This is a genomic window from Pseudoalteromonas luteoviolacea CPMOR-1 (genome assembly GCF_001625685.1).
Taxonomy (GTDB): Bacteria; Pseudomonadota; Gammaproteobacteria; order Enterobacterales; family Alteromonadaceae; genus Pseudoalteromonas; species Pseudoalteromonas luteoviolacea_K.
The window spans coordinates 19,768-32,553 of sequence record NZ_AUYC01000011.1; the positions used below are offsets into that span (position 1 = coordinate 19,768).

The following is a 12,786-nucleotide window of genomic DNA, read 5'->3' on the forward strand; positions in this document are numbered from 1 at the left end:
TCTTTTACAGGCTGAATTGCACATCTAAAGTGCGGCCTTCGCGCTCAATAGTTATGTTGGCATCGGTACTCTCTCTGAGTTCGTTCATCGCCGTCATAGCCTGTTTCATATCCGTGAGTTGATAGCCATTTATCGCAATGGCCAGATCGTTATTTTTGAGACCCATCTTTTTGAAAAGTTCAGGATCTTTTCCAGGACGTAAACGATAACCAACAAGTTGGCCATTGCGACGCTCTGGTGAAATTCTTATATAGTCAAACAGCTTACCTGGTTCATTTAAGAGCTCTTGGCGACGTTGTGCAAGTTCGGAGCGCGTACTTTCGCTAATACGGCTTTCTTTAGGTGCGGCACTGCGTTTAGGCGTTGTTGGCATAGCGACTTGCTGTGTAAAGTCTAGGCCATCTAACATTAAGGTTTCAAATCGTCCACTGACATCTAAAATAACGCGATCAGGCAGGACTTGCGCCAGCTTTGCTCGCGTCCCTTTAATGACATCTTGAACCAAATAAGTCTCTTGTCGTCCTTGCGAGTCGATAATCGCAAGACCTGCACTGTCATTTTTACTCACAGCAACAATACCGGTGAGTTTTACATTCAAGCGTGTCTCAGGCGCATTAGAAATAACCGGTTTAGGCTTATCTTCTTCTTTGGGTTTTTCATTCGCTTTTCCGAAAATATGCTGCGCCAAAATAGACGCACTACTGACCGTTTGAGCTGCGTTTTGCGTTTGATTTGGCGTGAGACTAATGGGCGAAGAGTCTGGTTTAGGGAACAGTAACCAAAATAGTTGAGACAGTAAAAATGCAATATATACAACAGCTAAGAACACCACTGCGCGACTAAGCTTTGCGTGGGGCAACCCTTGTAATATTTTCTGTAACTGCTGTATTTGTAATTCCATATAAAATTCTTTAATGAGACTTTTTTTATTCTATTAAGCGCCTCAGTGTACCGTTTAGACTTCGATTCAACAAGCGCGCAAATGTGAAACTTTAAATTAAATCGGTACAAGATATGACATGACTTACCTGAACACAGTATTAACCATTTGTTCAACTAATCATAATATGCCATTCCTTGACCTAACGGGCAGTATGCTTTTTTTGACGGTTAAAATATGATAAATTTCACCCTCGAGCAAGTCGCCAGCAACGTAGTTAAAGAATTGTGACAAAAGTCAATCCAGAAAACAACCAAGATGATGCAAAAGTCAGATTGGACAAATGGCTGTGGGCCGCGCGGTTTTATAAAACACGCTCAATTGCCCGCGAAATGATCCAAGGTGGGAAAGTCAAATACAACGGCCAAAGGTGCAAGCCCAGCCGTCATGTCGATGTTGGCGCCGTCATCGAATTAGCCCAGGGTCACGACGAAAAGCACATCACAGTGTTAAAGTTAATGGATAAACGTCAAGCCGCTCCGATCGCACAAACACTCTATGAAGAGTCCGCAGACAGCATCGAAAAGCGCGCTCAGAACGCCATTGCTAGAAAAAACAATAGTTTCTTCGCACCGCGCCCCGAGCACAAGCCAGATAAAAAGCAGCGACGCGAGCTGCTAAAGTTAAAATCAAATTAGGGTCTTATAGATGAAACAAGATTTACTTCATCGTTATATTTTTGATGATCTCGATGTACGAGGTGAGTTAGTACAAGTCGAGCATACACTGAAAGACATTGTTGCAGGTCATAACTACCCAACAGAAGTACAGACGTTGCTAGGCGAATTACTCGTTGCAACGAGCCTATTAACAGCAACACTGAAGTTTGAAGGTGACATTGCCGTTCAGCTTCAAGGTGACGGCCCTGTAAAATATGCCGTGATCAATGGTGACCATCAGCAAAACATGCGTGGTATTGCAAGAGTAGAAGGTCAGATCACCGGTTCTGGGATCAGCGACCTCATCGGCAAAGGCCATATGATCATCACCATATCTCCTGTGAAAGGTGAAAGATACCAAGGTGTCGTGCCTTTAACATCAGACTCTCTTGCAAAATGTTTAGAAGATTACTTTGAGCAATCAGAGCAGTTGAGAACAAGACTATGGTTTGCCACACAGATAAATGCAGAGACCGTCAAAGCGGCTGGTTTATTCTTACAGGTATTGCCTGTTAATAAAGAAAAGTCACAAAGTGACTTTGAGCATTTAGAAGCACTCAGTGACACGATTAAAGCTGATGAATTGTTGAGCCTTGACGCGCAAACCGTGTTGACGCGTTTATATCATGAAGACAATCCTCAGTTATTCGAACCTCAAGAAGTCAACTTTGTGTGCGGCTGTAGTCGAGAAAAAACCATCAGTGCGTTAGTCAATGTTGGCCAACAAGCGCTATTAGAGGATATAGAACAGCATGGCGAGGTTAAACTAAGTTGCCACTACTGTCTTACTGATTACCGATTTAATGAACAAGAGATCAAGTCTATTTTTAATTAAATAGGGTACATCCAACTCATTTCAGTTAAAGCCGCCATTTTGGCGGCTTTTTATTTGGAAAAAAATGATACCGGTGTCATTAAAACGCCAACTTTTATGACACCGGTATCATTGAAATTATTCAGTTTTTTTGTCAAAAAATTGCAATTTCTGCCCCCTTTAGGGCTCGAATATCTCAAATGCTTCTGTTAGTATAATTTCAAGCTTTAGGTACTTAATAACCAGAGCTATCCCGTTCAATTCTCACATTTAGGTATAAACATGACTTCAAGCGCTACTCGTTTTGTCGATTTAACTGCAGCTGAACTTGTCGAACACGCTATCTCGCGTGGTGAAGGGACTTTAGCAGCGAATGGAGCTTTTGTAGCAAAAACAGGCCGCCGTACAGGTCGCTCTCCTAACGACCGTTTTATTGTTAAAGAGCCAAGCACAGAAAATGACATCCAATGGGGTAACGTCAACCGTCCATTCGATGCAGAAAAGTTTGATGCTCTATGGGCTCGTGTAGAAGCACACGTGCACAGCAACGACCACTTTGTCTCTCACTTAGAAGTTGGTTCAGATCCTGAGCACTATTTACCAGTAGTCGTTACTACTGAGACGGCTTGGCACCATATCTTTGCTAAAAACATGTTTATCGAACCTAGCAAATACAATGCAGCTGATTTACCCCAATGGCAGGTAATGAACGTACCTTCTTTTGTATGTGACCCAGAACGTGATGGCACAAACAGTGATGGTACCGTTATTATCAACTTTGCAGAGCGCAAAGTGCTCATCGCAGGTATGCATTACGCCGGTGAAATGAAAAAGTCGATGTTCTCTGTACAGAACTTCCTACTGCCAGCTAAAGGTGTTCTACCTATGCACTGTAGTGCGAACGTTGGCGAAGCAGGCGACACAACCTTGTTCTTTGGTCTATCTGGTACAGGTAAAACTACGCTTTCTGCGGACCCTAAGCGTTTCCTTATCGGTGATGATGAGCACGGCTGGGCACCTGGCAGTGTATTCAACATTGAAGGCGGTTGTTACGCAAAATGTATCGACCTTTCACAAAAGAATGAGCCAGTAATTTGGAATGCGATTAAGTTCGGTACAATCCTAGAAAACGTTGTACTTGATGAAAACCGCGTACCAGACTTTGCAGATACAAGCCTAACGCAAAACACGCGCGCTGCGTACCCACTTGAGCATGTTGAAAAGCGTAAAGTAGAAAACCGTGCAGGAGAACCTCGTGCAGTGGTATTCTTAACATGTGATGTAAGTGGTGTATTACCTCCAGTGTCTATCCTGTCTGAAGAAGCCGCGGCATATCACTTCCTAAGTGGTTACACTGCCAAAGTTGGTTCAACAGAGATCGGCTCAACATCTGATATCGAGTCTACATTCTCAACGTGTTTTGGCGCACCATTCTTCCCACGTCCAGCAGGTGTTTATGCTGAGCTTCTAATGAAGCGTGTACGTGAATTTGGCGCAAAAGTTTACCTAGTCAATACAGGTTGGACAGGTGGTCCTTACGGTGTTGGTAAGCGTTTTGATATCCCAACAACACGTGCTGTTATTGATGCTATCGTGAATGACACATTAGAAGGTGTTGAAACACAACATATTGAAGCATTGAACTTAGACATCCCTGTGTCTGTGGACGGCGTAGACGAGAAACTACTTAACCCAATCAACACGTGGGAAGATAAAGACAAGTATGCAGAGTATGCAGCCAAGCTAGCAGCAGACTTTAAAGCTAACTTCGAAAAATACGACGTGTCTGACGCGATTAAGTCAGCAGGTCCTCGCGGTTAAGCACTACCTTTTCCTTTATCAAAGGCGCCCCTCGTTGGGCGTTTTTTTATGCCTGTATGGCAGTAACGGGTTACCTTAACTACCCAGCAGTTGACCCAAGCTATTATAGCCAAAAACACACTCGCTAATGCCCATCTATAATATGTGTTTCATTACCTGAAGTTTTAAGCAGGTCCAACTCGCTTGCACTCCATAGCCCCATGAGCTCAAGTTATGCTCCAAAATACGAGTATACAGGCACAGCTAGCTGATGTTCAAAAGTGCAGCACTATTTTCATACACCAATCGCTAACTAACACCTTCTGGTTGAATATTGTTCAACCACGAATGATTTACACGACTTATCGTTCTGTTTAGGGTAGTTAGTGAGGTGCAGGTCACCTCGCTTATCAATGAATAATGAGAAAAGGATTAAACCATGAAATTAAATTTGAAGAAAAAAGCACTTAAAAGCTTACAAGACAATCAAATTAACACTGCACTTACTAAAGAAATAGCCGGCGCTCGTAAAACACGTATTGCACCACAAAACAGTTGGCAAATTTGTCCAACACACCCTGCAGTGTGTACATCAACATGCGGTAGATAACTCTACGATAATTGGCAGCTGACCCTTAGCTGCCAATTCAATGGTTATTTACACAGTGGCAACTGTACCTCAGCGCATAGACCCCCTTTCGATCTATTCCTCAAAGACACCTTACCACCATGCGTTACCACAATACGTTTGATAATGGCCAAACCTAAACCGCTCCCCTCTGATCCTCTGGCTTGATCGCCTTGCTTAAATGGCTCAAACACCGATTCCAGCTCAGATTCAGGAATACCAGGGCCTCGGTCTTTCACTTGGATCACGACCCGTTTATTTTTGATATCCGCTTGAGTGCTCACATCTATCTCATCTTCTGAGTATTTGATGGCATTCTCAATCATGTTGGTTAAAACACGTTTTAATGCTACATGATTTGCGACTACCCAAGGTGCTGTTTCAGCAAGGCTGATATTAATAATGCGCTTATGTTGCTGTTCAGCATGAACCACTTCCTCTACCAGCGCATTGACATTTTCTTTATTCATTTCACCACTGCTATGATGGCGCAGATATTCAATAAATTGATCAATGATCGCGTTCATATCTTCGATGTCATCAATGATCCCTTCTTTTAGATAGGCTTCCTCATCCGACATCATTTCTGTTGCCAGACGAATGCGAGTCAATGGTGTGCGCAGATCATGTGATACACCAGCCATCAGTAACCGGCGGTCACTTTCCAGCTCAGCGATCCCTTTAGACATTTGATTGAAGGCTTTGGTCACTTCAATGACCTCTGTTGACCCCTGCTCAACTAAGCGTGTAGAAAAATCTCCTACCCCAACTCTGCTGGCAGCCGTTTGCAATGCTTTTAACGGCCTGTTCAAATGCCTGGCAAAGAGCCACCCTCCCAAAACACTTAAAAAGCCAATACTTGATAAGTAAAAGACCAAAAACTCTAACTTAGTTTCAGAAAAACCGGTTAAAGGCACTCTGACCCAATAGCCTGGTGCTTGTGGTGCTTCAACCCAGTATACAACAGGGTCGCCTTGGCTAATTCTGACACGTGCTGAGCCGTTTAACTGCTCAGACATACTTCGGGATAGCAAGCTGTACTCACGCGCTTGACCCAGTCCATTTCTATATGCATCTTTTTGTGTCATCACCGCGATGCCGGTTATCTCAAAAAACTTATCCGATAACGCCGAGTCCACTTCAACGCCTTCTTCCCAGTCAATAAATACGGTTTTAACCTGTTTCGCGAGCATCAAATTAACCTGCTCAAAAGTCGGCTTAAAAACATATAAAGTGACGGTAATATAGGAGACGATTTGGTTTATCAATAGCAAAGCTGCGACAAAGAATACCGTCTGGCCAAACGCACTGCGAGGAAAAATACCCATTACTTTTCGCCGTCGGGCACAAATACATACCCCAGCCCCCACACCGTTTGGATGTACCTTGGGTTTGAAGCATCCTCTTCAATCATACGGCGTAATCGAGACACTTGAACATCGATACTGCGTTCCAATGCACTATAGTCTCGCCCTCGGGCCAAATTCATTAATTTATCTCGACTTAAAGGCTCTCTCGGATGGCTTACCAGCGCTTTTAAAACCGCAAACTCTCCGCTCGTTAGGGCAATCGTCTCATCTCCCTTTTGCATTTCTCTGGTCGCCAAATTGAGTTTGAAAATACCAAATTCGACTTCATTTTCTTGTGCAGCTGGCGCACCTGGCACTTCTTTTGTCTTTCTGCGTAACACGGCTTTAATGCGAGCCAACAATTCTCTTGGGTTAAAAGGTTTTGGTAAATAGTCGTCCGCACCTAACTCTAGGCCGATAATACGATCAACTTCATCCCCTTTTGCTGTCAGCATGACAATGGGGATCTCATTTTCTTTTTGTCTGAGACGTCGACAAATCGATAATCCATCTTCACCAGGTAACATGAGATCCAATACCATCAAGTGGAAGTTTTCTCTTTCGAGTAACCTATCCATTTGCTCTGCATTTGCAGCACTTCTAACAATGAAGCCTTGTTCGACTAAATAGCGCTCTAGCAAGCTGCGCAATCTCATATCGTCATCAACGACCAATACTTTTGTTGTTTCGTTTCCCATCTGATTCTTCTTGTTATCATTTAACTATTGGTTAAATATAATTGAAATTAAGCTGCTTAGACACCATAACGTACTGATAAGATTGTTACTGAACGTTACAACTTTTCAAATATGCGTACCTTTATAGGTTTTTTAATATAGTACATTATGAAAACGAACTTAATTACACCCGAAGGGTATCGAAAATTACAGCAGGAACATGATCACCTCTGGTTTGAAAAACGTCCTGAAATAACCAAAATAGTTAATTGGGCCGCCAGTCTCGGCGATCGCTCGGAAAACGCCGACTATACGTTTAACAAACGCTTACTCAGACAAATTGATCGCCGTGTAAGATATTTACGAAAACGACTACCCGATTTAAAAGTCGTTGAGTATGATCCACAACAAGCTGGAAAGGTCTATTTTGGTGCTTGGGTTGAAATTGAGAACGATGATGGTGAAATCAAAAATTTCAGGATTGTCGGTCCGGATGAAATTTATGAACGCAATGACTATATTTCTATAGACTCACCGATGGCAAGAGCGCTACTCGGTAAGTCAGTTGATGATGATTTCATGGTAAAAACTCCCCAAGGTGAAGCCCTGTGGTATATCAATAGAATCGAATATCAAGCCTGATAAAATTTCCACTAATATGGTATGATAAAAACTAACGCTTAATAGATTTTTTAGCGTAGCTAATTGAACTTTATAAGGATTTTGCATGAGCAACATCTCAGCTCGTTTAGCCCAAGAGCTAAATGCCTCAGAACAGCAAGTGCTGGCTGCCACCACATTGTTAGATGAGGGCGCAACTGTTCCCTTTATCGCCCGTTATCGTAAAGAAGTCACAGGTGGTTTAGATGACTCTCAATTGCGTCTACTAGAACAACGTCTCTCCTATTTAAGAGAGTTAGAAGAACGACGTGCATTCATTACTAAAACCATTGAAGAGCAAGGGAAGCTGACTGCACAACTGGCCAGTGATATTGCGCAAGCTAACAGCAAAACTGAGTTAGAAGATTTATACCTTCCCTACAAACCTAAGCGCCGTACCAAAGGCCAAATCGCCATTGAAGCTGGCATAGAGCCTCTGGCTGATCGATTATTTGAAGATCCAAATTTATCGCCGGAATTAATCGCTGAAGATTTCATCAACCCAGATGCGGGCTTTGCAGATACAAAAAGTGTCCTTGATGGGGCAAAGTTTATTTTGATGGAACGATTTGCTGAAGATGCAAAATTACTTGCCAAGTTTAGAGCACATATTAGCGCCAATGCACAGCTTCAGAGCCGAGTGATTAAAGGCCAAGAAGACAGTGGTAGCAAATATAGAGATTATTTCGAGCACAATGAGCTTCTTTCTAAAGTGCCTTCGCATCGTGCGCTTGCTATGCTCAGAGCACGAAATGAAGGGGTTTTACAAATCACGATTAACCCCGAACCCGAAGCGCAAGATCACCAACAGTTTTGCGCGCAAATGATTGCTGATCATTATGGATTAGTGGTGCAAGGCGCAGCGGCCAGTGAATGGCTTATGGTTGTTGTCCAGTGGGCTTGGAAAGTTAAATTATCTCTGCACTTAGAGAATGAGTTCCTTGGCTCTTTAAGAGAAAAAGCAGAAAATGGCGCCATTGATGTGTTTGCTAAAAACCTCAAAGATCTACTCATGGCAGCACCAGCAGGACCGAAGGTCACCATGGGTATCGATCCTGGATTGCGCACTGGCTGTAAAATTGCCATTGTAGATGCTACGGGCAAATTACTCGCCACCACCACCATTTATCCACATGCTCCTCAAAACCATTGGGACAAATCAATTCGCACCATTGAACAGCTTTCTCGCCAGCATAAAGTTCAGCTTATTGCGATCGGTAACGGCACCGCATCGCGAGAGACCGACAAGCTGGCGGCTGAAGTTCAAAAAGCAGCATCAGATCTTAACTTGACCAAAATCATGGTCAGTGAAGCCGGGGCATCGGTCTATTCCGCTTCTGAATTTGCAGCGAATGAGTTCCCAGACTTAGATGTGTCTTTGCGTGGCGCAGTATCTATTGCGAGACGCTTGCAAGATCCACTTGCCGAGCTGGTAAAAATTGAACCGAAATCTATTGGTGTGGGTCAGTATCAGCACGATGTCTCGCAAAGCCAATTAGGTCAAACATTGACTGCGGTCGTTGAAGACTGTGTAAACTCAGTGGGTGTTGACGTCAATACCGCTTCAGTGCCACTACTCACGCGAGTATCAGGGTTGAACAAAACGCTGGCAAACAACATTGTAAAATACCGCGATAGTAATGGTTCTTTCTCAAATCGTAAGCAACTTAAAAAAGTTGAGCGTTTAGGGCCTAAAGCATTTGAACAAGCAGCTGGCTTTTTAAGAATTATCGATGGGGATGACCCACTCGACGCATCAGCCGTGCATCCAGAAGCTTACCCGGTTGTTAAACAGATCTCTCAATCCAATGAACTCGATTTACAAAGCTTGATTGGCAATAGTGATTTATTGAAAAAGCTATCAGCTAATGACTATGTTGATGAAAAGTTTGGTTTGCCAACGGTCACTGACATCATCTCAGAGCTGGATAAACCAGGTCGAGATCCGCGTCCAGAGTTTAAAACGGCTCAGTTTAAAGCGGGCGTAGAAAAAATCTCTGATTTGAAAGTGGGCATGGTTTTAGAAGGGGTTGTTTCCAATGTTGCCAACTTTGGTGCGTTTGTTGATGTCGGTGTACACCAAGATGGCCTTGTACATATTTCCGCGATCACCGATAAGTTTATCTCTGATCCAAGAGAAGTTGTAAAAGCGGGTGATATTGTAAAAGTAAAAGTGATTGAAGTTGACGTAGACAGAAAGCGTATCAGCTTTACCATGCGCTTAAATGACGCAACACCATCCAGCAGCGATGCACATAAGAATAAACCTCAACAAAAAGCCGCTCAAAATCATGGCCGTAAAAACGACCGCAGAGATAACCAAAAAGGAAATCGACGCGATCAAGGTAACGCCGCTATGGGCAATGCATTTGCAGAAGCCTTTGCTAAGTTGAAAAAATAAAATGGCTTAACGTAAAAAAAGGAAGGGGACCCCTTCCTTTTTTTATTGCTCATAACTTTAGACTGAAACAGAGAGACGAGCGTCTTTATCAGGCTTAGCAACTTGCCCATAAAACCCCTCTATTCTCAGGGCTCGTGATTCAATTTCAGGATCTCTTTCTATCGGCAGTGCAACGGCAAATGGATCAGACTCTTGTTTGAGCCTCGCACGTTCTAACACAGGTTGTTCAGACTGTGCGCTCCCTTCTTCTGTCAGGCGGCGATTCTCAAACTTCTGCACCCCACTGGATGCACTTTCTTCTTCTGAACCACTGATAGATTGCTTTGCTAGTTCAGCTTGCGCTGTGGCGATTTTAGATGTCGCATCTGCGGCAATGGCACGATCCGCACCCGAGGGTTCAGCTGGTGCCAAAGCAGCAGCTCTAACCGTTTGCATCTTTTCGATGGTTTGCTGCGGGTTACCTTCAACGGGTGCAACATCAATCATCACTTGCCCGCCGACCGCATAATTATTACCGTCTGGGCCTCGTTGGTAATCGTATGTTGGAGACCCCGCATATTGGCCACCTACACGGGCGTGTGCTTGCTCATGCAACCTGACTTCACGGTCACGGTCTTTCAACTCTTTAAGTTGTTGCTCATCCTGTTCTTGTTGCGCTTGCTCGCGTTCAGAAGGTTCATCATCACTACCAGACTGAGCTTGCTGCTCTTCGCTCTTTTCATCGCCGCGCTCTTGAACGGTTTTACTGTCTTTTAGTTGACCATTCGCGTCGTATGTCTCTTGCGCTTCACTTTCGCTCAGGCGCGCCTTGTCGTTGTCTTGTAATGATTTGTTTTCTGTTGCTGGCGGTGTAACCGCAGCCGGTTTTGGGATCACCTCGCGCAGCTGGTTGTCTCGCCTAGCAGTTTCAGTGTAGACGTTTGCAGTATTGAGACTAACCGCCGGTTGTGGCGTGACGATATTCATACCTACACTTTAATATCAATCAAGGTTCCCAGCACTTCGTCTGCAGTTTGAATAGATTGGGTATTGGCTTTGGCATTGAACTCTTCTACTTTCAGGTTCACCAGAGACTCATCGATTCTTGGTGGCTGAGAAACCGGTGCTGTTACGGCCTCTTCAGGACGGGCAGCTTCAAGCTGTCTTTGTTGCGCTAATTGTTCGTCGCTTTGTTGATCAATCGTCGCACGGTTAATATCAGCCGACGCTTGCTCAATATTTTGTTGAGCACGATTAAACCCTTCAACGCCTGCATTAAGCACGTCACCAATAGGCATAATAGACTCCTAGTTACTTTTTCACTAACCTAATTATTGCTCATATTATGTTCAAAATAAAGCGTGGGCGGCAAAAAATTGCCGCCCATTTGGCGTATCCAATTTAAAGTCTTGATTTTAGGTAATTAATAAATTCGTTGCGATGAGAAATGAAAGGTGCATGAGATGCTTTTGGCAGTATTTCATAACTAAATTGCGGATTCACCTTGGCCATTTCTGCGGCTACCGTTGGTGGCACCAAAGCGTCAAGACGACCAAATATACCACTCACAGGACAGTGTAACGTCTCAAACTCGCTCTTCAAATTGGTGTTTTGTAGTATATCTAAGCCTGCACTAAGTGCTATTTCGTGCGGTTCCGCTGCCTGAAATAATAATGATTTGAGCTGCTTAATATCTCCCTTAGCATGCTCACTCCCCATTGCTTGGATAGCTAAAAAACGCTCGATGGTTTTGTTACTGTCTTTAGCAAGCTGCACTTTAAATTGTGCCAGTACCTGACTCTTAATTCCTGGCCATGTGTCATCTTCGCAAAACTGAATATTCGAAGAAACCAGGATAAGATGTGCCACTTTATCTGGATGAGCCGCAGCCAGCTTCGTGGCAACCAAGCCACCAAGTGACCAACCAACCACGATGCTATTTTCGTTCACTTTATTCGCTAAGGACTGCACAATAGTATCAAGTTCATACGCTTCACTATTGATTGGCTCTCCACCAAACCCAGGTAAATTTAGGGCTTTGACAGAAAGGCCTAAGACGTTTTCAAGCTCAGTTTCGATAAGCTGCCAAACCTCTTTGTTCATTCCCCAACCATGCAGTAATACAATTTCTCTTTGCATATTAATACGTCTCAAGCCAAAATTATGGCTATGATAGCGTTTCAAGGAATGAAAGCAATGTCACTTATTAATGCACTTCGAAAAAGCCTGTTGCCTGCAAAATGTGCCGCGTGTAAAAGCGATATCGAGTCCCCTGGGATTTGCCAAACGTGCTACCCCACTCTCCCACTATTTGGATCAGAGGAGGGAAATTTGCTATTGCGCCCAGATATAAATCGGATGTTCAACTTACCTGAATGTGATGGGCTGAGTGCGTGCGGCTGGTATCAAGGTCAATTAGCCATCTGGCTGAAACAGGTCAAATATAACCGTGACCGACATGCCATGATGATAATCAGACAAATTATTGCAAAGCAATGGGCACACTTACATCTACAACAACTTATTCAAGCTGATGCGTGTGTCATAGTCCCTCTGGCATCAACCCGCCTGCTAAATCGAGGCTACAATCAGGTCTATCAAACTTGGCAAAAATTGTTAACACACCACCAAATTCCGATATTAACAGTCATTGCCAAGCGCACTCGACCTTCTCATGTTTTACTCTCGAAACATGCCAGACAACAAAATGCTCGGCATGCCTTTTATCTCACTGGTGATATTCAACACAAACGAATTTTAATCGTTGATGATGTGATCACCAGCGGCGCAACCATGAATGCCATCGCAGCGCTATGTAAGCAGGCAGGTGCACAAAGCATCTGGGCCTGTGCAACCTGCATTACTGAATTATAAAAATG

Annotated in this window: 13 protein-coding genes; 7 read left to right on the forward strand and 6 right to left on the reverse strand. The window is 43.7% G+C overall.

Annotation, left to right across the window (positions count from 1 at the left end; all coding sequences use genetic code 11):
* Positions 1-4: 4 nt before the first annotated feature.
* Positions 5-901: a type II secretion system protein GspC gene (gene gspC / locus N473_RS01235; protein WP_039607697.1), complete on the reverse strand. Its 897-nt coding sequence runs from the start codon at positions 899-901 to the stop codon at positions 5-7.
* Positions 902-1,167: 266 nt separating this feature from the next.
* Here gspC and hslR point away from each other — a divergent pair, with 266 nt between their 5' ends.
* The 4 genes from hslR (at position 1,168) to N473_RS26445 (ending at position 4,823) form a co-directional block, all read left to right on the forward strand.
* Positions 1,168-1,578: a ribosome-associated heat shock protein Hsp15 gene (gene hslR / locus N473_RS01240; protein ID WP_039607696.1), complete on the forward strand. Its 411-nt coding sequence runs from the start codon at positions 1,168-1,170 to the stop codon at positions 1,576-1,578.
* A gap of 10 nt (positions 1,579-1,588) precedes the next feature.
* Positions 1,589-2,434 (forward strand): Hsp33 family molecular chaperone HslO, encoded by an 846-nt coding sequence (gene hslO / locus N473_RS01245; RefSeq protein ID WP_039607695.1) that lies wholly within the window; start codon positions 1,589-1,591, stop codon positions 2,432-2,434.
* 261 nt (positions 2,435-2,695) lie between these two features.
* Entirely contained in the window at positions 2,696-4,234 is a 1,539-nt protein-coding gene (locus N473_RS01250; RefSeq protein WP_063366387.1) for a phosphoenolpyruvate carboxykinase, read from the forward strand.
* A gap of 418 nt (positions 4,235-4,652) precedes the next feature.
* Positions 4,653-4,823 carry a hypothetical protein gene (locus N473_RS26445; protein WP_196766349.1) on the forward strand — a complete coding sequence of 57 codons (171 nt, stop codon included), beginning with the start codon at positions 4,653-4,655 and terminating at the stop codon, positions 4,821-4,823.
* A gap of 44 nt (positions 4,824-4,867) precedes the next feature.
* Here the strand turns inward: N473_RS26445 and envZ are convergent, their stop codons facing one another.
* Together envZ and ompR are read right to left on the reverse strand one after the other, a co-directional pair.
* On the reverse strand, positions 4,868-6,169 hold the full coding sequence (gene envZ, locus N473_RS01255; RefSeq protein ID WP_063366388.1) for a two-component system sensor histidine kinase EnvZ: 1,302 nt from the start codon (positions 6,167-6,169) through the stop codon (positions 4,868-4,870).
* The gene (gene ompR / locus N473_RS01260) at positions 6,169-6,888 is read right to left on the reverse strand and encodes a two-component system response regulator OmpR (RefSeq protein ID WP_039607692.1); all 720 of its coding nucleotides are present in this window, start codon (positions 6,886-6,888) and stop codon (positions 6,169-6,171) included. The genes envZ and ompR overlap by 1 nt, the downstream gene beginning before the upstream one ends.
* Positions 6,889-7,035: 147 nt before the next feature.
* Between ompR and greB the strand changes: the two genes are divergently transcribed.
* Entirely contained in the window at positions 7,036-7,509 is a 474-nt protein-coding gene (gene greB / locus N473_RS01265) for a transcription elongation factor GreB (protein ID WP_039607691.1), read from the forward strand.
* Between the two features lie 85 nt (positions 7,510-7,594).
* Positions 7,595-9,928: a Tex family protein gene (locus N473_RS01270; RefSeq protein ID WP_063366389.1), complete on the forward strand. Its 2,334-nt coding sequence runs from the start codon at positions 7,595-7,597 to the stop codon at positions 9,926-9,928.
* Between the two features lie 57 nt (positions 9,929-9,985).
* Here N473_RS01270 and N473_RS01275 read toward each other — a convergent pair whose 3' ends face one another.
* The 3 genes from N473_RS01275 to bioH all read right to left on the reverse strand — a co-directional run bounded on the left by N473_RS01275 (position 9,986) and on the right by bioH (position 12,046).
* Positions 9,986-10,894 (reverse strand): putative metalloprotease CJM1_0395 family protein, encoded by a 909-nt coding sequence (locus tag N473_RS01275; protein ID WP_063366390.1) that lies wholly within the window; start codon positions 10,892-10,894, stop codon positions 9,986-9,988.
* Between the two features lie 2 nt (positions 10,895-10,896).
* On the reverse strand, positions 10,897-11,205 hold the full coding sequence (locus tag N473_RS01280; RefSeq protein WP_039607688.1) for a hypothetical protein: 309 nt from the start codon (positions 11,203-11,205) through the stop codon (positions 10,897-10,899).
* A gap of 103 nt (positions 11,206-11,308) precedes the next feature.
* A complete protein-coding gene (bioH, locus tag N473_RS01285) occupies positions 11,309-12,046 on the reverse strand; it encodes a pimeloyl-ACP methyl ester esterase BioH (protein WP_063366391.1) in 738 nt (245 codons plus the stop codon).
* Between the two features lie 57 nt (positions 12,047-12,103).
* On the opposite strand from bioH, the gene N473_RS01290 reads away from it, so the two are divergent.
* A complete protein-coding gene (locus tag N473_RS01290; protein ID WP_063366392.1) occupies positions 12,104-12,781 on the forward strand; it encodes a ComF family protein in 678 nt (225 codons plus the stop codon).
* Positions 12,782-12,786 lie beyond the last annotated feature (5 nt).

Coding starts and splice junctions, on each gene's coding strand:
- N473_RS01280 (WP_039607688.1), bottom strand. CDS start 11,205: ATGCCTATTGGTGACGTGCTTAATGCAGGCGTTGAAGGGTTTAATCGT.
- ompR (WP_039607692.1), bottom strand. CDS start 6,888: ATGGGAAACGAAACAACAAAAGTATTGGTCGTTGATGACGATATGAGA.
- gspC (WP_039607697.1), bottom strand. CDS start 901: ATGGAATTACAAATACAGCAGTTACAGAAAATATTACAAGGGTTGCCC.
- N473_RS01250 (WP_063366387.1), top strand. CDS start 2,696: ATGACTTCAAGCGCTACTCGTTTTGTCGATTTAACTGCAGCTGAACTT.
- envZ (WP_063366388.1), bottom strand. CDS start 6,169: ATGGGTATTTTTCCTCGCAGTGCGTTTGGCCAGACGGTATTCTTTGTC.
- bioH (WP_063366391.1), bottom strand. CDS start 12,046: ATGCAAAGAGAAATTGTATTACTGCATGGTTGGGGAATGAACAAAGAG.
- greB (WP_039607691.1), top strand. CDS start 7,036: ATGAAAACGAACTTAATTACACCCGAAGGGTATCGAAAATTACAGCAG.
- N473_RS01270 (WP_063366389.1), top strand. CDS start 7,595: ATGAGCAACATCTCAGCTCGTTTAGCCCAAGAGCTAAATGCCTCAGAA.
- N473_RS01290 (WP_063366392.1), top strand. CDS start 12,104: ATGTCACTTATTAATGCACTTCGAAAAAGCCTGTTGCCTGCAAAATGT.
- N473_RS01275 (WP_063366390.1), bottom strand. CDS start 10,894: ATGAATATCGTCACGCCACAACCGGCGGTTAGTCTCAATACTGCAAAC.
- hslO (WP_039607695.1), top strand. CDS start 1,589: ATGAAACAAGATTTACTTCATCGTTATATTTTTGATGATCTCGATGTA.
- N473_RS26445 (WP_196766349.1), top strand. CDS start 4,653: ATGAAATTAAATTTGAAGAAAAAAGCACTTAAAAGCTTACAAGACAAT.